The organism is Nocardiopsis deserti, assembly GCF_008638355.1.
GTDB lineage: Bacteria > Actinomycetota > Actinomycetes > Streptosporangiales > Streptosporangiaceae > Nocardiopsis > Nocardiopsis alborubida.
Map to the genome: position 1 here is coordinate 581,124 of NZ_ML703347.1, position 21,145 is coordinate 602,268.

Below are 21,145 nucleotides of genomic sequence, written 5' to 3' on the forward strand. Positions count from 1 at the left end.
GTGGGTCGTGGGACCGCTGGAAGTTCCCCGCTCAACCCCTGGGACGAAGCGCGACTGGAGACCGAACCCCACAACCCCATTGACTTGCTGACGCAGGGAGGTTCTACGCCGACCCCGCTGGGTCCAGTGTCAGCCCGGGTTCTGCGGGTGTGTGGTTGCTGGGCCCGGTCCGTTCTACGCCGACCGCGCTGTCTCCAGCGTCAGCCCGGGCTCTACGGGTGCGTGGTTGCTGACGCAGCGACGCTCTACAACGTGCGGGTCCCCTACGACGCGCGGTCACGTGCGGGGCTTGGTGGCTGATGTTGGTCTGAACCGTGTACCCCCCGCCCCCGGATGGCTGAGGGGTCACTCCCGGTGGGCGTTCCTCCTGGTGTTCTTCCGAACGCCTTCGTGACGCCCACCAGACCCCTGGAGTGACCGGAGTCAAGGGATCTCCTTCGCCAAGTTCGCTAGGCGAACTTGCCCTCAGTCGGTCCCCGCCCCCAGCACTGACTGTTGGAGCCAGTGCCCACCACGACCGCCCACCCCCCAGGGGCGGGCGGGGAACCCGCACGCTCTACGGGTGCCTGGTTGGGGTCGTCTGGAAAGGAACAACCCCCTGCGGCGCACCATCGCTGTCAGCTCTACGGGTACCCGGTTGGGCTTTGCGGAGGGCTTGACCCCCCCTGCGGCGCACCGCCAGCCCGGGCTCTACGGGTGCCTGGTTGGGGTCGTCTGAAGGGTCACCCCCTGCGGCTGTGCGCTCTACGGGGTGTCGGGGCGGCTCGTGGTGACGCCTTTCGGCGGCTCGAAGGCGCGCACGGGCGGTACCTGTCCGGTGAACGGTTCGACGCGTACGCGCACCAACTGACCCGTGCACCCCTGGCTCAACGAGGACGTTCCCACGTCCTCTGTCAGTGCGTTCGGGTTCCCGTGCGCGCACGTCACACCCTCCACGGAGGGGTCGTACCAGGCCCCCGTGGACAGCTGTACGACCCCCGGCCGCAGCGCGTCGCTCACCACCACGCCCGCCAGGCACGAGCCCGTGGCACTGGACACCCGCACCACGTCCCCGTCGGACACACCGCACGCCCGCGCCTCCTCCGGGCGCATCCGCAGCGGTGCCCTCCCGCGGACCTTCTGCGACATGCTGTGCGCGCCCATGTCCTGCTGGCTGTGCAGCCTGCCGCTCGGCTGGTTCGCGATCAGCACCAGGGGGAACTCCCCGGTCCCGGTCACCACCGGCCCCGCCAGCCACACCGGGTGTCCCGGGCAGTCCTCGTACCCGAACGACGCGATCGTCTCCGAGAACAGCTCGATCCGCCCGCTCGGCGTGCGCAGGGCCTGGCCTTCCGGATCGGCGCGAAACTCCCCCAGCAGAGCCTCGTCCTCCACCCGGCCGGGCATCTCCACCCGCCCGCGCCTCCAGAACTCCTCGAACTCCGGCACCTCCAGGCCCCGCCGTGCCACCAGTGACCGCCAGCGCCCGTACACCACCCGCATCCACTCGCCGCTCGTGCGCCCCTCGGTGAACTCCTCGCGTACCCCCAGCCTCTCGGCCAGGTCGGCGTAGGTGTCGTACTCGTCCCGCGCCTGCCCGTGCGGCGCCACCGCGCGCGGCATCGCCCGCACGCTCAGGTCGCCCTGGCTGGCGGCCATGTCGTCGCGCTCCAGCACCGTCGTGGCCGGGAGCACGATGTCGGCGTGCCGCGCCGTCGCCGTCCAGTGCGTCTCGTTCACCACCACCGTCTCCGGCCGCCCGAACGCCTCGGTCAACCGCCTCAGGTCCTGGTGGTGGTGGAAGGGGTTGCCCCCGGCCCAGTACACCAGCCGGATGTCCGGGTAACGTCGCTCCTCGCCGTCGTGGTCGTAGCGCCCGCCCGGCTCCAGCAGCATGTCGGCCACCCGCGCCACCGGGATGAACGAGTCCACCGCGTTGTTGCCCTGCGGCATCCTCGGCAGCCCCAGCGGCGTCGAACCGCCCCCGTAGTTGCCCATGGATCCGTATCCGGAGGCGAAACCGCCACCCGGCAGCCCCACCTGACCCAGGCAGCACGCCAGCGCCAGCCCGGCCCACAACGGCTGCTCGCCGTACCGCGCCCGCTGCACCGACCACCCCACGTTGACCAGCGTGCGCCGCGCCGCCATCCGCCGCGCCAGCGACCGCAGCTCGTCGGCCGCGACCCCGCTGATCCGCTCGGCCCACTCCGGCGTCCGCGCGGTCCCGTCCGGGCCGCCCAGCACGTACGCGCGCAGCACGTCCGCGCCCACGGTGTAGCGGTCCAGGAAGGCGGTGTCGGCCAGGCCCTCGGTGAACAGCACGTGCATCAGCGCCAGCATCACCGCCGTGTCGGTCCCCGGGTTGAGCGAGACCCACTCGGCCCCGACGTCCTCGGAGGTGTCGTCCATCAGCGGCGACACCGACACGAACTCCACCCCGGCCCCGGACGCGTCGCGCATCGCCGGACCGGCGGTCTGGGCGGCGCGCCCGCCCGAGGAGGTCCACGTGTTGGACACCCGCAGCCCGCCGAAACTCACCAGCAGTTCGGTGTGCTCGCGGATCCGCGTCCACGACGGGGCCCGGTGCAGCAGCCGGTTCGCCGCCGGGACACCGATGATTCGCGGGAAGAGCACCTCCACCGCGCCGTGGCTGTAGGTGGTGCGCGAGCGCGTGTACCCGCCGATCGTGTTGAGGAACCGGTGCAGCTGGCTCTGCGCGTGGTGGATCCGACCCGCGCTGCCCCAGCCGTAGGAACCGCCGTAGATCGCCGCGTTCCCGTACGCGCCGCGCACCCGGTCCAGCTCACCGGCGAGCAGGTCCAGCGCCGTGGACCACTCCACCTCGACGTAGGCGTCGTCCGGGTCGCCCCGGAGCGGGTCCGGGCCGGGGCCGTTCTCCAGCCAGCGCCGCCGCACCGTCGGACGCGCCACCCGTGAGGCGTGGTGCTGGGCGGCGGGGGTGTTGGCGATCACCGGGGACGGCGCCGGGTCGTCCGGGTCCGGGAGGGCCTCGACCACCCGGCCGTCCTCGACGACCACCCGGTAACTGCCCCAGTGGGCGCTGGTCGGATACGACGACGTGCCGGACATGCTCGTTTCCTCCCTGGAATTCCCCTGGGTCCCACCGGGGACCCGGAACTCACTCTATGCACCTCACAGTGCGATGATGGGCGGCGCGGTCACGCCCGGAGGGGGCGGCTGACCCGGACCGACGACCGGATCGCACAGGCCGCACGGCCGGTGCCGACCGCGCACGCGGACGAGTGGAGCAGGGGGACGAACGGCGATGGGCGAACTCAGGTCGCGGCGGTCGGTACTCGCGGTTCCGGGGTCCAACCCCCGGTTCGTGGACAAGGCGCGGGGACTGGACGTGGACGCCTTCTTCCTCGACCTGGAGGACGCGGTCGCGCCCCTGGAGAAGGACTCCGCCCGCCACACCGTCGTCCGGGCGCTCAACGACGGCGGCTGGGACGGCAAGGTGCGTTCCGTCCGCGTGAACGACGTCACCACCGAGTGGGCCTACCGCGACGTCATCACCGTCGTCGAGGGGGCCGGGGCCGCGCTCGACGCCCTGGTCCTGCCCAAGGTCACCGCGGCCCGCGACGTCCAGTGGCTCGACACCCTCCTCACCCAGATCGAGCGCGCCGTCGGCCTGGAGGTCGGCCGGATCGGTATCGAGGCGCAGATCGAGGACGCCCGCGGCCTGGTCGCCGTGGACGAGATCGCCGCCGCCTCGCCCCGCCTGGAGAGCCTCGTCTACGGACCCGCCGACTTCATGGCCTCCATCAACATGAGGAGCCTGGTCGTCGGCGAGCAGCCGCCCGGCTACGACACCGGCGACGCCTACCACTACGTGCTCATGCGCATCCTCATGGCCGCCCGCGCCCACGGGCTCCAGGCCGTCGACGGCCCCTACCTCCAGGTCCGGGACGTGGACGCGTTCCGCCGCTCCGCCGGACGCACGGCCGCCCTCGGCTTCGACGGCAAGTGGGTCCTGCACCCGCTCCAGGTGGAGGCCGCCAACGAGGTGTTCGCGCCCTCCCAGGAGGACTACGACCACGCCGAGCTGATCCTGGACGCCTACGCCCACGCCACCACCGTGGACCGGCGCGGCGCCGTCATGCTCGGCGAGGAGATGCTCGACGAGGCCTCCCGCAAGATGGCGCTCGTGATCGCGGGCAAGGGGCGCGCGGCCGGGATGAGCCGGACCCGCGAGTTCGATCCCGGGGCCTGAGCCCCGGGGCCGGACTCCGGCGGGAACCGTCGCGGGCCAGGGCGGGGTCTGACACGCGCCCCACCCTGCTCTTACCGCGCTCTCACCCTCATGCGGAACCATGGACGCCATGGAAGCCACCGCCACGGTCCTGGTCGCCGACGACGACCGCGCGATCAGGGACTCACTGGAACGCGCGCTCCAACTGGAGGGCTACAGGGTCAGGACGGTACCTGACGGGGTCCAGGCCCTCGCCGCCGTGCACTCCGACCCGGTCGACCTGCTCGTCCTCGACGTGATGATGCCGGGGGTGGACGGGCTCGGGGTGGCCCGCGTGCTGCGCGCCGAGCGCGACCGCACGCCCATCCTCATGCTCACCGCGCGCGTGGAGACGCCGGACCGGGTGGCGGGGCTCGACGCGGGGGCCGACGACTACCTCGCCAAGCCCTTCGAGCTGGAGGAACTCCTCGCCCGGCTGCGCGCCCTGCTGCGCCGGGCCGCGCCCTTCCCCGAGGAGGCCGCTGAGCAGGGCCCGCTGCGCGTCGGCGAGCTGTCCCTGGACCCGCCCTCACGCAGGGTCTGGCGCGGCGACCGCGAGGTCGAGCTGTCCAAGACCGAGTTCGACCTGCTCGAACTCCTGGTCCGCAACGCCGGGATCGTGCTGGACCACTCCACCATCTACGACCGCATCTGGGGCTACGACTTCGGCCCCGAGTCCAAGAACCTCGCCGTCTACATCAGCTACCTGCGCCGCAAGCTGGAGGACGGCGGACCGCCGCTGATCCAGACCGTGCGCGGGGTCGGCTACACGCTCCGGCCGCAGGGTTGAGCTCCGTGCGCCCCGAGGACGGCACCCCGCAGGAGTCTGGAAACGGAACCCCGTCCGGTCTCAGAGCCCTCATGCCCGCCGCGCGCGCCGCCGTCCCGAAGTGGCGCCGGACGCTGCTCCAGCCGGGCGAGTGGCGGCTGGGCACCCGCTTCGCGGTGATCTTCGCGCTGGTCGCCACCGTCGTCATCGCCCTGGTCGGCACCCTCGCCTACACCACCGCCGCCACGCTCATCCGCGCCGACGCCCGCACCGAGTTCGAGAGCACCGTCACCGCCCTGTCCGAACAGCTCGTCGACTACCACCAGCAGGGGCAGGGCGGCTCCGCCGGACCCGGGCCGTTCCTGCCCAGCGACAAGTTCCAGCTCCAGTTCCTCGAACCCGACGGCAGCAGGACGGTCAACATCGCCGACCCGTCCGAGATCATCCTCTTCGCACCGTCGGAGAGGGACCTGGAGGTCGCCGGGGAGGACCGGCCCGGCATCGTCGACATGCGCGAGCAGGCCATCGGCGGACAGGAGTTCCGGCTGGCCACGGTCTCCCTCGGCGACGGCGCCGGGGCACTCCAGCTCCTCCAGCGCCTGTCCCCGACCGAGCTGATGATCGACCGGCTCGCCACCCAGATCCTGTGGGTGGGCCTGTTCGTCGCCCTGTGCGCGGCCGCCGTGGGCTGGCTGGTGGGCCACCGCACCACCGGCCGCCTGGTGCGCCTCACCGACGCGGCCGAGTACGTCAGCTCCACGGGGCGGCTCGACCCCGTGGACCCCGGACGTGGAGGCGAGAGCCGTGAGGAGGACGTCGGCCGCGACGAGGTCGGCCGCCTCACCAGCGCGTTCAACGCCATGCTCGCCCGTCTGGCCCGCTCCAAGGACGAGCAGCGCCGCCTCGTCCAGGACGCCGCGCACGAACTCCGCACTCCGCTGACCAGCCTGTACACCAACGTGCAGGTGCTCGACAGGGTGGACCGGCTCAGCCCGGAGGCGCGCGCCAGCCTCATCGAGGACCTGCGCGGCGAGACCCGTGAGCTCACCGCCCTGGTCAACGAGCTGGTCGGCCTGGCCACCGGTGACCACGAGGACGAGCAGATGAGCGCCGTCCCCCTCGCCGGGGTCGCCGAGAAGGTCGCCAAGCGCACCCGCCGCCGCACCGGCCGCGACATCCTCGTGGACGCCGACGACAGCGTCGTGTGGGGCCGTCCCGGTTCCCTGGAGCGCGCCGTCTCCAACCCGGTCGAGAACTCCGCCAAGTTCGACCCCGAGGGCACCGCTCCCATCGAGATCCGCGTGCGCGCGGGGGCGGTGGAGGTCCTGGACCGGGGGCCCGGCATCGACCCGGCCGAACTCGACCACGTCTTCGAGCGCTTCTACAGGGCCACCGTCGCCCGCGGCCTGCCCGGTTCGGGGCTCGGCCTGTCCATGGTCAGGGAGATCGCGCAGGCCCACGGGGGCAGCGTGTTCGCCCGCAACAGGGAGGGCGGCGGCGCCGCCATCGGCTTCCACCTGCCGCTGTTCACACCGCCGCGGGACGAGGAGCCGCAGGCGCGGGGGTGAGCGCCGTACCCGAACCGGCTCCGGTGCCGACTCCCGCACCGGCGGACGCCTCGCGGTAGATCCGCTCGAACCGCTCCAGCGAGTCCTCCAGCCGGTGCCGCCCGGCCATAGCGCGGCTGCACGCGCCCATCCTCAGCCGCCGGCCCTCGTCGGCGACCACCGACTCCACGCGCGCGGCCAGCACCTCCGGGCTTCCCGGCGGGTACAGGTACCCGTTGCCGCTCTCCTCCACCAGGTGCGGCAGCGCCATGGCGTCCGCCGCCACCACCGGCAGACCGCTCGCCATCGCCTCCAGGGTGGCGATGCTCTGGAGTTCGGCGGTCCCGGCGATGGCCCACACGTCCGCGCACCGGTACACGTCGGGCAGGTCGGCGTGCGGCACGAAGCCCAGGAACACCACCCGGTCGGCCGCGCCGACCTCCGCCGCCAGCTCCGCCAGCCGCGCCCGGTGCGCGCCGTGCCCGGCCAGCACGAGCTGCACCCCGTCGGTCAGGGCCACCGCGCGCACGAGTTCGTCCACGCGCTTCTCCTCGTCCAGCCGCCCCACGAACAACACCGTCCTGCGGTCCGGCACGCCCAGTCGCCCGCGCAGCCGCCGCCGGGTGGACGCGCCGCCGTCCAGGGGGCTGAACCGGTCCAGGTCGATCCCGCACGAGACCGGTTCGACCGGCCGGGTGAACCCCTGGTCGACCAGCAGCCGCGCGGCGGCCGGGGTGGGCGTGGTCACGTGCTCGGCCCTGGACAGCACCGCGCCCAGGTCCCACCAGGCCAGCCGGGCCGCGTGCGGGCGCAGCGGTCCGGGCACGTGCACGTAGTCGAAGAGGTTCTCGGGCATGAAGTGGTTGGTGGCGACCACGGGGACGCCGCGGGCGTGCGCGGCGGCGGCCAGCATCCGGCCGACGAGGAAGTGGTTCTGGATGTGGACGGCGTCCGGGCGCAGCCGGTCCAGGAGCCGGTCCAGGTGGCCGCGCACGCCCAGCGGGACCGCGAGCCGCACGCTGTCGTGGACCAGGGAGGACACCGACCGCAGCCGGTGCTCGACCACACCGCCGCGTTCCACCGTGTACGGGGCGCCCTCGGGGGAGGGGCACACCACGTGTACCCGCGCGCCGCGCGCGGCCAGGCCGCGCGCGAGGCGGGCGGTGAAGTACGCGGCGCCGTTCACGTCGGGGGGATAGGTGTCGGTACCGATCAGGACCCGGGCGCGGCGCGTCGCGCCGACGGCGGGCAGGGGCGGTGCCGCCACCGTGGGGGAGGCGAAGGACGTGGACATGACCTGATCTCCTTTGTCGGGTCGCCGCGTACGCCCGAGTGTGGGTCACCCGCGTTGACCCCCGCCGTCCTCCCGGTGACCGGGGGACGACCGCTCGGTGGCACGCGGCGCGGGAGAGGGAACTCTCCGTGCCCCCTCCGTCTACCCACGAGCCCGGCGATGTCGACAGCCGATGTCCGCGGCCCCGACGCCGCGCGTGCCCACGGCCCCGCCAGCACGGCCCGCGCGCCCCCGGACCTCCGCGGCCCGCACGCGACGGGCGGCCCCGGACCCGAGGGTCCGGGGCCGCCCGTGCGCGGGGTGGCCGGGGCCGCGCCCGTCAGTTCCCGCCCTCCTCGTTCTGGGCTGACTCCACGCTCTGCTCCCCGAGCGTCACCGCGACCTCCTCCTCGGAACCGTTGCCGCCGTCGGGGACGACCCCCAGGGTCACCTCCTCGCCGGGCTGGCGGATCCGGATCTGCGCGATCAGCTCGTCCGGCGTGGACACCGGCTCACCGTCCACGGACACCACCACGTCACCGGCCTGGAGCCCGGCCTCGGCGGCCGCGCCGCCCTCGGTGACCTCCACGATCTCCGCGCCGCCGACGCGGGAGTTGGTGATGGTCGCCTCGATCGCCGGGTAGCTCGCGCTGCCGTCCTCGACCAGCTGCTCCGCGATGGGGCGGACCTGGTTGATCGGGATGGCGAAGCCCAGCCCGACCGAGCCGCTGTCCTGCGAGATGCCCGCGATCGCGGTGTTGATCCCGATCACCTCGCCGTTCATGTTCACCAGCGGGCCGCCCGAGTTGCCGGGGTTGATCGCCGCGTCCGTCTGGATCGCGTTGATCACCGTGGAGGTCTGCCCGGACTGCCCGGTGTTCACCGGACGGTTCAGCGCGCTGACCACACCCGTGGTCACCGTGCCCGACAGCCCCAGCGGGGAACCGATCGCGACCACCTCGGCGCCCACGCCGACCTGCTCGGAGTCGCCGAGGGCGGCCGGGGTGAGGTCGTTGCGCCCCTCCGCCTGGATCACCGCGATGTCGGAGACCGGGTCCGCGCCCATGACCTCGGCGCGTGCGGAGCTGCCGTCGTTGAACAGCACCTCGATCGGACCGCCCTCGGCGGCGGCCACGACGTGCGCGTTGGTGAGGATCTGGCCGTCGGAGGAGATGACCACGCCGCTGCCGCCGCCGTTGGCGGTGCGGATGGACACCACGCTCGGCAGGACCGTGTCGGCGACCTCGCCGACCTCGCCCTCGGTCTGCGTGCTCTCCTGCTCCTGGTTGAGCGAGCTGATCGGCCCGCTCAGGCCGTTGGGGAACAGGTGGGCGGTGCCCAGGGCCGTCATCGGGCCCACGATGAGGCTCGTGACCAGGGCGGTGATCGCGGCGACGGTCACGATCCTGCCGGAGCCGCGCTTCTTGCCGCCTCCCTGCGGGGGCACCGCCCCGGGGAAGGGAGCGCCGAACGGGGGCTGCCCGCCGCCGTGGCCGCCGTGCTCCCCAGGGCCGCCGGGGCCGCCCGGCCCGAACGTGCCGCCGTCACCGTACGGGGGCTGCCCGTGCCCGACCGGCCCGTGGGGGCCGCTCTGCCCGCCGTGCGGGGGGACGGGACCGCCCTGGTGCGCGGAGAACTGCTCGTGCTGGCCACCGGCGGCGCCGTAGCCGCCCCCGGGCGGCGGGAAGGTGTAGGAGGCGCGCTCCGGGTCGTTGGGCCCGGTGGCCCACCTCGGCGGCTGCCCGGGCGGGGAGAAGGTCGGCCCCGCCCCCGCGGGGCCGGTCTCCGGCCGCCCGTGCTGCTCGGGTCCGGGGTAGCCGCCGCTCTGCTCGGCCCCCGTGTACCCGCCCTGCTGGAACGAGAAGCCCTCACCGGTCCGCCCGGCCGCGGGGTACCCGCCGCTCTGCTCGGGGCCCGGGCGCCCGCCGCCCTGCTGCGCCGCGGGGTATCCGCCGGACCACCCCTGCTCGGGGTGCCCGTCGTCCCGCCGCGCCTCCGGGTCCTCGTCGCGCTGCCACACGCCGGTGTACCCGCCGGGCTCGTGCGGCGCGGGCCGCTCCACCCGCTCGCCTGTCTCACCTGCCCCCGGCTCCTCACCGGCCCCCTGCGCCTCGGAGCGCCCGAAGGGCTGCCGGAACCCGGCGTGCTCGTCTCCGACGGTCCGCTCGCCCTGTCCGGCGGGGACACCCCCGTGCTCCCCGCCGGACGTGCCACGGACGTCGGTCCCGTCACCTGCGGAGGATCCCCCCTCGTGCGGGCCGGAGGGCCCCGCCTGGTCGGCGGGCTCGGTGGGACGGTGCTCGGGAAGCCCGTTCCCGGCCGCCGCACCGGGCTCGGTACCTGCACTCGGTTCGTTGGGGTTCAACTCATCCTCCGACTGGCGGGACGATGTTCAGTGACGTGTTCCATCATGCGACGCATGGGTTAGAACAGGGTGAGAGCGCGATATGCCGGGGTTTCGAGTCCTTCCGCCCCTGCCGTGCCCTCGTCCGGTCCGCGTCGGCGGCCCCGTGGCTCAGCGCCGTCGGACCAGGTCGTCCATGACGGGCCCCGACGTCCGTGGGAGCGTCCGAGCTCCCGCACCGCCGCGACCCGACACGTCGCCCGTTACCCCGGCGCGCTTCCCGTAGGCGCCGTATGCACCACAATGCCCGAAACGATATCGTGCCGAAGCCAAAGCGAGACACCGGAGAAGAGCCGACCTTGATCAAGATCGTGCTGGCCGATGACGAACACCTCGTGCGGGGAGCCATCGCCGCCCTCCTCGGCCTGGAGGACGACCTGGAGGTCGTCGCCGAGGTCGGCCGGGGCGACGAGGTGGTCGACGCCGTCCTCCGGCACGGTGCCGCGATCGCCGTCCTGGACATCGAGATGCCCGGCGCCACCGGACTGGAGGTGGCCGCGCGGCTCAGGGCGGACGCCCCCGACTGCGGCGTCGTCATCCTCACCAGCTTCGGCCGCCCCGGATACCTGCGGCGTGCCCTGTCCTCCGGCGCGCGCGGCTTCCTGGCCAAGGACGCCCCCGTCGACCAGCTCGCGGGCGCCATCCGCCGCGTCCACGGGGGCGGGCGCTACATCGACACCGACCTCGCCGCCGCCGCGATGGTCGGCGGCGAGAGCCCGCTCACCGACCGCGAGACCGAGGTGCTGCGGGCCGCCTCCGACGGCGCCACCGTCGCCAGGATCGCCGCCGCCCTCCACCTGACCGAGGGCACCGTGCGCAACTACCTCTCCAACGCCATCGGCAAGACCGGCGCCGACAACCGCATGTCCGCCATCCGCACCGCCCAGGACATGGGCTGGCTCTGACCGGTCCGGCCCCCTCCGCAGTGACCTTGTACCTCTAGCGGGGTCGGACGCTCGAATCTCGCTGTAAGTACAAGATCATCCCAGGTCAGGACCCGTGCGTCACAGCGGTAACGTCTCCGGTCCCTCCTAGAGGAAGCGCAGCACCAGCATCGCGGTGTCGTCGCTGCGCCCGCCCGGGGCGTACTCCTCCAGTTCCCGGTCGATGCGGCTGATCACCGCCTGGGCGGTCAGCCCGGCGCAGCCGGAGAAGATCTCCGTCAGCCCCTCGTCGCCGAGCATGTCCGTGTTGCTGCGCCGCTCGGTCACGCCGTCGGTCACTGCCAGCACCACCTCGCCGGGGCGGATGTCCACGTTCTCGGTCGTGAACCCCACGTCCTCGAACGCGCCCAGCAGCGGCTGCGAGGCCCCGAACGACTTCACCTCGCCCTTCTGGTTCAGCCGCATCGGCAGCGGGTGCCCGGCGGAGACCATCCGCAGCCGCATCCCGCCCCCGCCGTCCGTGGCCGGGGTCATCTCCCCGTACAGCATCGTCAGGAACCGGGTCGAGGTGTTCTCGTCCAGGATCGCCATGTTCAGCCGCTGCATGATGTGCGAGGGCGTGAACCCCTCCTTGGCCAGCGCCCGGAGCGTGTGCCGCGCCAGGCCGGTCACGGCCGCCGCCTCCGGGCCCGTCCCGCACACGTCGCCGATCGCGAAGCACCACCGCCCGCTCGCCGCGAACACGTCGTAGAAGTCCCCGCCCACCACGTTGCGCTCGTCGGCCGGACGGTAGAACACCGCGTGGTCCACGTTCGGGATCACCGGCTCCTTCTCCTTGGCCGGCAGGAGGCTGCGCTGGAGGGCGTCGCTCATCGCGGCCTGCTTCTCGTGCAGCCGCGCGTTCTCCATCGCCGACGCCACCCGGCTGCTCAGGTCGTCGGCCACGTCCACCTCCTCGCGGGTGAAGTCGTCCGACCCGCTCTTGCCGACCGTCATCCGCCCCAGCGCGCGCCCGTGCGCCACCAGCGGGATACAGATCGCCGGACCGCTCGCCAGTTCCCGGACGAGCTGCTCGTCCAGCCCCTCCTTGGCCAGCTCGGCCGGGGACCACAGCGGCTGCGGCTCCCTCTGCTCGTGCGGCGGCAGCCCGGTCAGCAGCGCGCGCAGGATGTCGTTGTAGTTCTCGTCACTGTGCACCACGTGCGTCAGCTGAGAGACGCCCATCTCGTTGATCGTCTCGATGGCGCACCACCGGCCCAGCCGGGAGGTGATCAGCTGCGCCGCCAGCGCGCCCGTCATCCGCTCGTCCAGCGTGCCCGCGAGCAGGTCGCTGGCCTCGGCCAGGAAGCTCAGCGAGGCCCGCCTGCTCAGCTCCACCTCGGCCAGCCGGGCCCGCTCCACCGGTAGCGCGATCAGGTCCGCGCCCTCCTGGAGCCGCTTGGCCGCCGCCGCCCCGAAGTGCCGGGCCCGCCGGGAGGCCACCCCCAGCAGGCCGACCACCCGTCCGTCCACGATGAGCGGCGCCGTCACCAGCGAGCGCATCCCCGCGCGCGACAGGCGCCCCCGGCTGGTCCGGGCGATCATCAGGTCGTCGTTGATCACCGCGCCCGGCTCCGGCGCCGAGGACGGGAAGATCTCCTCCGTGCGCACCCGCAGCGGCCGCCACGGGGCGCCGCCCGAGGTCAGCCCGACCGCGGCGCGCACCTCCCACATGGTCTCGTCGGACGTGGCCAGCGTGATGTAGGCCGCGTCCGCGCCCAGCGCCGTGGTCGAGTACTCCACGGTGCGCTCCAGCAGCTGCGGCAGGGACAGGCGCGAGCCCAGGGCGGAGTCCAGCGCCGACCACGGGGCGGGGCGTCCGGGACGGGAGGGGCTCCTGCGCACCGGCGGGGACTCCAGGGAGGCGCGCTCCCCCGAGCCGTCCTCGATCCGGAACCACACGGCCTTGTCGTTGCGCCCGTAGCTCACACCCCAGCTCGACGCGATCGCCGACGCCAGGGCCAGTCCCAGGCCGCCGGTGCGCCCGTTCTCCCGGGACGGGGAGGTGTCCACCGACAGGGGCCCGGCCTGGGGGACCGCGCGCTCGGGCACGGAGTCGGTGACCATCACCTCGGTCGCCCCCTCCGTCCGGCGCACGGTCACGTCCAGGGAGGAGCGCGCGTGGATGACGGCGTTGGTGACCAGTTCGCTCACCAGCAGGATCACGTCGTCGGAGGGGTCGGTCATACCCCAGGACAGGAGGGTGTCGTGAACGAACTCGCGAGCCGCCGCCGCGGTCTCCGGGGCGGGAGGGAACTCTCGTCGAGCGACCTTCAACGCGTCGTGTGCTGGCAAGCCGTCGGTGTCCTTCGTCACTGGGTGCGTGCGCGGGGGGTGGTGGTCACTGCCACGATACGCGTGCCGCGGTGGCCGGTGCCGCCCGAACCGTCATTCCCTCCCCGCGGGCCGCCCGCGCGGGGCCGCGCCGGTCCTGCCCGCCCCGCAGGCGGCGGTGGGGGACAACATCGCCAAGCCTCCTGTGCGGGGCGGCCCGGCCGGTTAGTGTAAGTCGACACATGCGCTTCTTTCGGGTGGTACTCCTCGCCGGTAGCGTGACGGGGTGTCACCAGGGGGTCGACGCGGCGGACACCGCGCGGACCCCCCTGTCCCGTGCGCGCTCCGCGGGCCGGACCGCCCGTGGGCGGTCCGGCCCACGGGGGCCGGGACGGAAGCCGAGGTGGCGGAGCAGGCTGAGGAGGGGGTTCGATGCCCGAGGCGGTCAAGGAACTGGCGGCCGAAGACCAGCTCGACGAGATTCTGCGTGCCCTGTACCGCATGCGCGACGGCGACTTCAGCGTCCGTCTGCGCAAGCGCGGCGGCGGCACCATGCGGGAGATCGCGTCCGTCTTCAACGAGGTGGTCGACCACAGCGAACAGCTCAGTGACGAACTCCAGCGCGTCGGCGACGTCGTCCGCAACGAGGGCAGGCTCAACGAGCGCGTCAACGTCAACCCCGCCCGGGGCGCCTGGGGCGAGAGCGCCCAGGCGCTCAACGTCCTGCTCGACGAGGTCGCCGAACCCGTGACCGACGTCGCCGGGGTCCTGGACTCGGTCGCGGAGGGCCAGCTCAGCCGCCGCGCCTCCACCGAGGGCCGCCGCGGCGAGCTCAAGGGCGACCTGCTGCGCCTGGCCACCACGGTCAACCGCATGGCCGACCAGATGAGCGGCTTCGCCGGGGAGGTCACCCGGGTGGCCCGCGAGGTGGGCACCGAGGGCAAGCTCGGCGGCACCGCGCAGGTCGAGGGGGTCTCCGGCGCCTGGCGCGAGGTCACCGAGTCGGTCAACCAGATGTCCTCGCGCCTGACCGACCAGATGCGCGACATCTCCGAGGTGACCACCGCCGTCGCCCGCGGCGACCTCAGCCGCAAGATCACGGTGGACGTGCAGGGCGAGATGCTCGACCTCAAGGACACCGTCAACACGATGGTGGACCAGCTGTCCACCTTCGCCGACGAGGTCACCAGGGTGGCCCGTGAGGTGGGCACCGAGGGCAAGCTCGGCGGCCGCGCCAACGTGCGCGGCGTGCGGGGCATCTGGAAGGACCTCACCGAGAACGTCAACTCGATGGCGGACAACCTCACCAACCAGGTGCGCGACATCTCCCAGGTGACGACCTCCGTGGCCCGCGGCGACCTCACCCAGAAGGTCCAGGTCGACGTGCAGGGCGAGATGCTCGCCCTGAAGAACACCGTGAACACCATGGTCGACCAGCTCGACTCCTTCGCCGACGAGGTCACGCGCGTGGCCCGCGAGGTCGGCACGGAGGGCAAGCTGGGCGGCCGTGCCAACGTCAAGGGCGTGTCGGGCATCTGGAAGGACCTGACCGACAACGTCAACTCCATGGCCAACAGCCTCACCTACCAGGTCCGCAACATCTCCCAGGTGACGACGGCGGTCGCCACCGGTGACCTCACCAAGAAGATCACCGTGGACGCCCAGGGCGAGATGCTCGACCTCAAGGACACCATCAACAAGATGGTCGACCAGCTGGACTCCTTCGCCGGCGAGGTGACCAGGGTGGCCCGCGAGGTGGGAACCGAGGGCAAGCTGGCCGGACAGGCACACGTCCGCGACGTGTCCGGGGTCTGGAAGGACCTGACCGACAACGTCAACTCGATGGCCAACAACCTGACCTACCAGGTGCGGCAGATCTCCATGGTCACGCGCGCGGTGGCCGCGGGCGACCTGACCAAGAAGGTCACGGTCAACGCCAAGGGCGAGATCCTGGAGCTGAAGGACACCATCAACGTCATGGTGGACCAGCTCTCCGCGTTCGCCGACGAGGTCACGCGCGTGGCGCGCGAGGTGGGCACCGAGGGCAAGCTGGGCGGCCGCGCCGACGTCAAGGGCGTCTCCGGCATCTGGAACGACCTCACCGAGAACGTCAACTCGATGTCGCACAACCTCACCACGCAGGTGCGCAACATCTCCGAGGTGACCACGGCCGTCGCCGCGGGCGACCTCAACAAGAAGATCGACGTCAACGCCCAGGGGGAGATCCTGGAGCTCAAGACGACGGTCAACACCATGGTCGACCAGCTGTCGGCGTTCGCCACCGAGGTCACCCGCGTGGCCCACGAGGTGGGCAGCCAGGGACAGCTGGGCGGCCAGGCCAAGGTCGAGGGCGTGACCGGTACCTGGAAGCAGCTCACCGACAGCGTGAACGGCCTGGCGGGCAACCTGACCACGCAGGTGCGGGCGATCGCCGAGGTCGCCAACGCCGTCGCCAAGGGCGACCTGACCCGCAACATCCAGGTCGACGCCCGCGGTGAGATGGAGCAGCTCAAGCACAACATCAACCTGATGGTGTCCAACCTGCGCGAGACCACGGCCACCCAGCGCGACGCCGACTGGCTCAAGTCCAACGTGGCCCGCATCTCCGGCCACATCCAGGGCCACCGCGACCTCAAGGAGCTGGCCCGCCTCATCATGACCGAGGTGACGCCGCTCATCGGCGCCCAGCACGGCGCCTGCTACCTGCCCGAGGACCAGGACGACCAGGAGAACTTCCTGTTCTACGCGGGCTTCGGCTTCGACCCCGACGAGGACCGGCGCCGCGTCCGCACGGGCATCGGCCTGGTCGGCGAGGCCCTCTCCCAGCAGGTGGAACAGCAGGTCGGCAACATCCCGCCGGGCTACGTCAAGGTCCAGTCGGGCCTGGGCGAGGCCTCCCCGCGCAACCTGTACATCCTGCCGATCGTCTCCGAGGGGCGCTCGCTGGGCGCCATCGAGTTCGCCTCCTACGACGACTTCCGCGAGAGCCACAAGAACTTCCTGCGCCAGCTGGTGAGCCTGCTCGGCACCACCATCAACACCATCCTGGCCAACAACCGCACCGAGGACCTGCTCGAACAGTCCCAGCAGCTCACCAGCCAGCTCAGGGAACGCTCCAACGAGCTCCAGCGCCAGCAGGAGGAGCTGCGCGGCAAGAACGCCGAGCTCCGCCAGAAGGCCACCCAGCTCGCCAACCAGAACCGGGCGATCGAGCTCCAGAACCAGCAGATCCAGCGCTCCCGCAACGCCCTGGAGGAGCGCGCCCACCAGCTCCAGGTCTCCTCCAAGTACAAGTCCGAGTTCCTGGCGAACATGTCGCACGAGCTGCGCACGCCGCTCAACAGCCTGCTGATCCTGGCCCGCCTGCTCGCCGACAACGCCGAGCAGAACCTGTCCGCCAAGCAGGTCGAGTTCGCCCAGACCATCCACAAGGCGGGCAGCGACCTGCTGCTGCTCATCGACGAGATCCTCGACCTGTCCAAGGTGGAGGCCGGACGCGCCGAGGTGCAGCCCAGCGAGGTCTCCATCGCCCAGCTGGTCGACTACGTCGAGGCCACCTTCCGCCCGGTCACCGGGGACCAGGGGCTCGCCTTCGCGGTGGACGTGTCGCCGGACATCCCCGGCACGCTGTGGACCGACGAGCAGCGGCTCCAGCAGATACTGCGCAACCTGCTCTCCAACGCCGTGAAGTTCACCCCGCAGGGGGAGGTGCGGCTGCTCATCGAGCCCGCGTGGGCGCTGGAGGACGCCGACCTGGAGATGTTCGTCGAGAACGAGGAGGTCATCGCGTTCACCGTCGCCGACACCGGCATCGGGATCGCCGAGGACAAGCTCCAGGTCATCTTCGAGGCCTTCCACCAGGGCGACGGCGGCACCTCGCGGCGCTTCGGCGGGACCGGCCTCGGCCTGTCCATCAGCCGCAACTTCGCCCGCCTGCTGGGCGGCGAGATCCGTGTGCAGAGCGTGCCCAACCAGGGCTCCACCTTCACGCTGCTGCTCCCGGTGCGCCTGCCCGACGACGCGGGGGAGCGGGCCGAGGAGGCAGGGTCCCCGATCCGCGCCCTGAGCGGTACGGACTCGGCGCCGATGCTCGACTCCGGCCGCGGCGCGGGCACCGGCGGCCTGGGCTCCTCCCCGCTGGACGACGGCTTCTCCATGCCGGACGAGGACTTCGACGCGGCCCTGGCCGCCCTCACCGACATCACCGACGAGCCGCTGCCCACGGTCCCGGTGCTCAAGGCCCCCGAGCCCCACGCGGCGGCGGCCGAGAGCGGTGAGGCGCCCGAGCAGGCGGCCGAGTCCGAGCCGCGCACCGACCCCGAGCGGAGGGCCGTCCTGAGCGGCCAGCGGGTGCTCATCGTCGACGACGACGTCCGCAACGTCTTCGCGCTCACCAGCGCTCTGGAGGCGCAGGGCCTGGAGGTCCTCTACGCTGACAACGGGCACGCCGGAATCGCCAGGCTGGAGGCCAACGAGGACATCGCGCTCGTCCTGATGGACGTGATGATGCCCGAGCTGGACGGCAACCAGACCACCCAGCGGATCCGGGAGATGCCGCAGTTCGCCGGTCTGCCGATCATCTCTCTCACCGCCAAGGCGATGCAGGGGGACCGCGAGCGCAGCCTCGCGGCGGGCGCCACGGACTACGTGACCAAGCCGGTCGACCTGGACCACCTGCTGGACGTCATGCGGCGCTGGCTCACCGCGGGACGCGAGGAGACCATCGCCGGAGCGGCGGCCGACGGCGGGGGCGGCGCGACGGCCGGGCCGGAGGAGGCCGGCACCGGGCATGACAACGATCCGAACGGGGAGACTGGCAGCAGCACCCCGAGCGAAGACCTGGAGTAACCCGACGTGACCCAGAAGGCCAACATCCTTCTCGTCGACGACCGCGACGAGAACCTGATCGCGCTGGAGGCCGCACTCACCTCACTCGACCAGAACCTGGTCAGGGCCAATTCCGGTGAGGAGGCGCTCAAGCACCTTCTGGGCACCGACTTCGCGGTCATCCTGCTCGACGTGGTCATGCCGGGGATGGACGGCTTCGAGACCGCCGCGCACATCAAGCAGCGCGAGAAGACCAAGGACGTGCCGATCATCTTCCTGACCGCCCAGGAGGTCGACCGGCACCAGGTCTTCCGCGGCTACGCCTCGCGCGCGGTGGACTTCCTGCTCAAGCCGTTCGACCCCTGGGTGCTGCGCTCCAAGGTCGAGGTGTTCGTGGAGCTGCACCAGCTCAAGGCGCAGATGCGCGAGCAGGCCCGCGCCCTCCAGCGCGACCTGGGCCAGGAGACGGGCGAGCCCGGCAAGGTCCTGGCCGAGCAGCTGGCGCAGCGCTCCCACCAGGTGCAGGCCGACCTCGCCCAGCTGCGCGAGCACATCGTGACCAACTACCAGGACGTGGACCAGAGCCTGGTGGACGGCGTGCGCCGTGTGGACAGCGCGGTCTCGCGCCTGTCCACCCTGGTGGACACCCTCCACGGCCCCGAGTGAGGGCGTCGTGTACCGGCCGCGAGGGTTCTGTACTGCGATGATCTTGTACCTGTAGCGAGGTTGGACGGTCCAGACGCGCTATAGGTACAAGATCACGGTGAACAGGGACGGGGCGGCAGCGCCAGACCGATGTGCTCGCCGATCTCCTCGATCAGGCCCAGGTCGGCCAGGCGGAAGCTGCCCCGGTTGCTGCGGCGGATCAGGGTGAGCGCACCGCGCACGCCCCGGCTGCCGCGCAGGGGGACCGACAGCAGCGAGCCCGCGCCCAGCATCGACAGCAGCGGCGCCCCGGACGGGGCGTGGCCCAGCACGGCCTCGTCCTCGATCAGCGGGAACAGCAGGGACTGGCCCCGGTCCAGCACCTCGCCCGGAATGTCGGAGTCGCCGGGCGCGGCCGAGGCCACCGCCTCCCTCTGCGCCGGGAGCGCGTCGGCCGGACCCGCGACCACGGCGCGGCGGGGCGCGTCGGAGGAGACGGGCAGGTCGCACACGTCCACGACCACCCAGTCCGCGTAGGAGTCGGCCAGCAGGTCGGCGGCGTCGGCCAGCGCGAGGGGCTCCCCCGCCCCGCCGGGCCCGGCCGAGCGCAGCAGCAGCCGCGTCATCCGGGTCAGCACGTCCAGCCTGCGCGCGGCCAGCACCACCACCTGGTCCTCCACCTCCGTCTCCAGCGGGGCCGGGCCCTCCTCCTCGACGCCGTTCATCGGCGGCGACATCGCGACCAGCACCAGCGGGTTGGGCTCGGTGGGCAGCTCCAGGCGCGTCAGGGTCAGGTGCACGTCCTCGGCCCAGCCGCGCTGGGCCAGCCGGGACTCCAGCGCGGCGTCGCCGTCGCCGCGCAGCACCGCGGCCAGCCAGGACTGCATGGCCGCGCGCTTGCGCAGGTCGACGAAGTGGGCGAAGGGCTTGCCGGTGAGGTAGCCCGGCGCGCTGCCCAGCCGCGCGGCCCCGGAGTTGTTGATGCGCCGGATGTAGCCCTCGTGGTCCAGCAGCACGGTGGGGACGCTCAGCTCCTGGAACATCGCGCGCAGCAGGGCCCGGTCGCCGTCGTCGCCCTGGCGGCGCGGCTCGGGCTGGGCGTGGGCCCGGGCCAGCTCGGCCCCCGCGTCGCCCAGCAGGCGTTCGGCGTATTCCAGCTCGGCCAGGGCCGCCTCGGCGGTGCCCTGGGCGTCGTCGGGATACATGGTGTGCGTGTTGCGCAGGGCCGCGATGCGTTCACCCAGTGCGGTGATCTCACGCTGCAACCCGGCGAGGTTCTCCGACACGCTCAGGTCTCCCGTCGTGGATGGCGTCTTCCCGAAGCTAGCGGATGTCCGCTCCCGCGGTCTCCCAAGGTTACGGTTAGTCCGAGCCCGGCAACGGAAGGAGGCCCCGACTGTGTGGATCGAACGCCTGGCCCGGGACATCGGCGCGCTGGGACAGGCGGACAGCACCACCCTGGAACGGGCCCTGGACCAGATGAGCAGGGCCGCGGCCCTGGGCGTCCCCGGCTGCTCGGCCGCGCTCGTCGTGGTCTGGCGCGAGGTCGAGGGGGCCGACGGCTCCGTGCGGCACGTCGTCACCGACTACGGCGCCTCCCACGCCGACCTGTCCGCGGCCTTCGAGCACCAGTACACCACCGACCAGGGGCCCACCGTCGAGGCCGTCCGCGAGATGGGCCAGGTGCGGGTGGGCGACATCCTGCGCGAACCCCACCGCTGGCCCCGCTACACCAGCATGGCGGTCCAGTGCGGGGACCGCTCCTCCATCACCCTGCCCAGCCTGCTGCCCGGCGAGGGCGACGACCGGGTGATCACCTTCGGGGTGCACTCCGGCCGCGCCGACGCCTTCGAGGAGGAGGTCGTCGCCCCGCTGACCGCCCTGCTCGCCGAGCACGCCGCGGTGTCGCTGTACAGCGCCGGACGCCAGGCCGACGTGGCCAGGGAGACCGCCCACATGCGCCGGGCCATGTCCGCGCGTACGGTGATCGACCAGGCCAAGGGCATCATCATGCACGCCCGCGGCTGCGACGCCGACACCGCCTTCACCGCGCTGCGCGAGGTCGCCCAGCGCAACCGCAAACGGGTGGTGGACGTGGCCCGCGACCTCGTGGCGGAGAACACCGGCCCCCAGCCCCGGGTGCGCCCCGACCGAAGGTGAACGGGCGGGCAACACCGGGCGATGAGTCCCGAGCGTGATCGAAAAGCGCCATGATGAGGGCTCGGGGCCGTCCCGGAACAAGAAGGAGAAGT

The 21,145-nt window shown here is 72.4% G+C and carries 12 protein-coding genes; 7 read left to right on the plus strand and 5 right to left on the minus strand.

What is annotated here, in order from left to right; all coding sequences use genetic code 11:
• Window positions 1-744: 744 nt before the first annotated feature.
• Entirely contained in the window at window positions 745-3,069 is a 2,325-nt protein-coding gene (locus tag FYW99_RS02695) for a molybdopterin-dependent oxidoreductase (RefSeq protein ID WP_150249683.1), read from the minus strand.
• Between the two features lie 196 nt (window positions 3,070-3,265).
• Between FYW99_RS02695 and FYW99_RS02700 the strand changes: the two genes are divergently transcribed.
• The 3 genes from FYW99_RS02700 to FYW99_RS02710 all read left to right on the plus strand — a co-directional run bounded on the left by FYW99_RS02700 (window position 3,266) and on the right by FYW99_RS02710 (window position 6,568).
• On the plus strand, window positions 3,266-4,213 hold the full coding sequence (locus FYW99_RS02700; protein WP_150249687.1) for an HpcH/HpaI aldolase/citrate lyase family protein: 948 nt from the start codon (window positions 3,266-3,268) through the stop codon (window positions 4,211-4,213).
• A 109-nt stretch (window positions 4,214-4,322) separates the two neighbouring features.
• Window positions 4,323-5,021 carry a response regulator transcription factor gene (locus tag FYW99_RS02705; protein WP_150249689.1) on the plus strand — a complete coding sequence of 233 codons (699 nt, stop codon included), beginning with the start codon at window positions 4,323-4,325 and terminating at the stop codon, window positions 5,019-5,021.
• 71 nt (window positions 5,022-5,092) lie between these two features.
• A complete protein-coding gene (locus tag FYW99_RS02710; RefSeq protein WP_150249900.1) occupies window positions 5,093-6,568 on the plus strand; it encodes a sensor histidine kinase in 1,476 nt (491 codons plus the stop codon).
• Here the strand turns inward: FYW99_RS02710 and FYW99_RS02715 are convergent.
• Complete coding sequence (locus FYW99_RS02715; protein ID WP_150249692.1) at window positions 6,528-7,841, minus strand: glycosyltransferase; 1,314 nt, start codon at window positions 7,839-7,841, stop codon at window positions 6,528-6,530. The two genes, FYW99_RS02710 and FYW99_RS02715, sit on opposite strands and share 41 nt — an antisense overlap.
• Window positions 7,842-8,160: 319 nt before the next feature.
• Window positions 8,161-10,185, minus strand: a complete 2,025-nt coding sequence (locus FYW99_RS02720) for a trypsin-like peptidase domain-containing protein (protein WP_150249695.1) — start codon at window positions 10,183-10,185, stop codon at window positions 8,161-8,163.
• Between the two features lie 338 nt (window positions 10,186-10,523).
• Here FYW99_RS02720 and FYW99_RS02725 point away from each other — a divergent pair, with 338 nt between their 5' ends.
• The gene (locus FYW99_RS02725) at window positions 10,524-11,129 is read left to right on the plus strand and encodes a response regulator transcription factor (RefSeq protein WP_150249698.1); all 606 of its coding nucleotides are present in this window, start codon (window positions 10,524-10,526) and stop codon (window positions 11,127-11,129) included.
• A 126-nt stretch (window positions 11,130-11,255) separates the two neighbouring features.
• Here FYW99_RS02725 and FYW99_RS02730 read toward each other — a convergent pair whose 3' ends face one another.
• Entirely contained in the window at window positions 11,256-13,424 is a 2,169-nt protein-coding gene (locus tag FYW99_RS02730) for a SpoIIE family protein phosphatase (protein ID WP_150249903.1), read from the minus strand.
• 429 nt (window positions 13,425-13,853) lie between these two features.
• On the opposite strand from FYW99_RS02730, the gene FYW99_RS02735 reads away from it, so the two are divergent.
• On the plus strand, window positions 13,854-18,269 hold the full coding sequence (locus tag FYW99_RS02735; RefSeq protein ID WP_150249701.1) for a HAMP domain-containing protein: 4,416 nt from the start codon (window positions 13,854-13,856) through the stop codon (window positions 18,267-18,269).
• Window positions 18,270-18,275: 6 nt separating this feature from the next.
• The gene (locus FYW99_RS02740; RefSeq protein ID WP_150249704.1) at window positions 18,276-18,914 is read left to right on the plus strand and encodes a response regulator; all 639 of its coding nucleotides are present in this window, start codon (window positions 18,276-18,278) and stop codon (window positions 18,912-18,914) included.
• A gap of 92 nt (window positions 18,915-19,006) precedes the next feature.
• On the opposite strand, the gene FYW99_RS02745 is transcribed toward FYW99_RS02740, so the two are convergent.
• Window positions 19,007-20,179, minus strand: a complete 1,173-nt coding sequence (locus tag FYW99_RS02745) for a GAF domain-containing protein (protein ID WP_150249706.1) — start codon at window positions 20,177-20,179, stop codon at window positions 19,007-19,009.
• Between the two features lie 112 nt (window positions 20,180-20,291).
• Here FYW99_RS02745 and FYW99_RS02750 point away from each other — a divergent pair, with 112 nt between their 5' ends.
• Window positions 20,292-21,053: an ANTAR domain-containing response regulator gene (locus FYW99_RS02750; RefSeq protein WP_150249709.1), complete on the plus strand. Its 762-nt coding sequence runs from the start codon at window positions 20,292-20,294 to the stop codon at window positions 21,051-21,053.
• The last annotated feature ends 92 nt before the right edge of the window (window positions 21,054-21,145 follow it).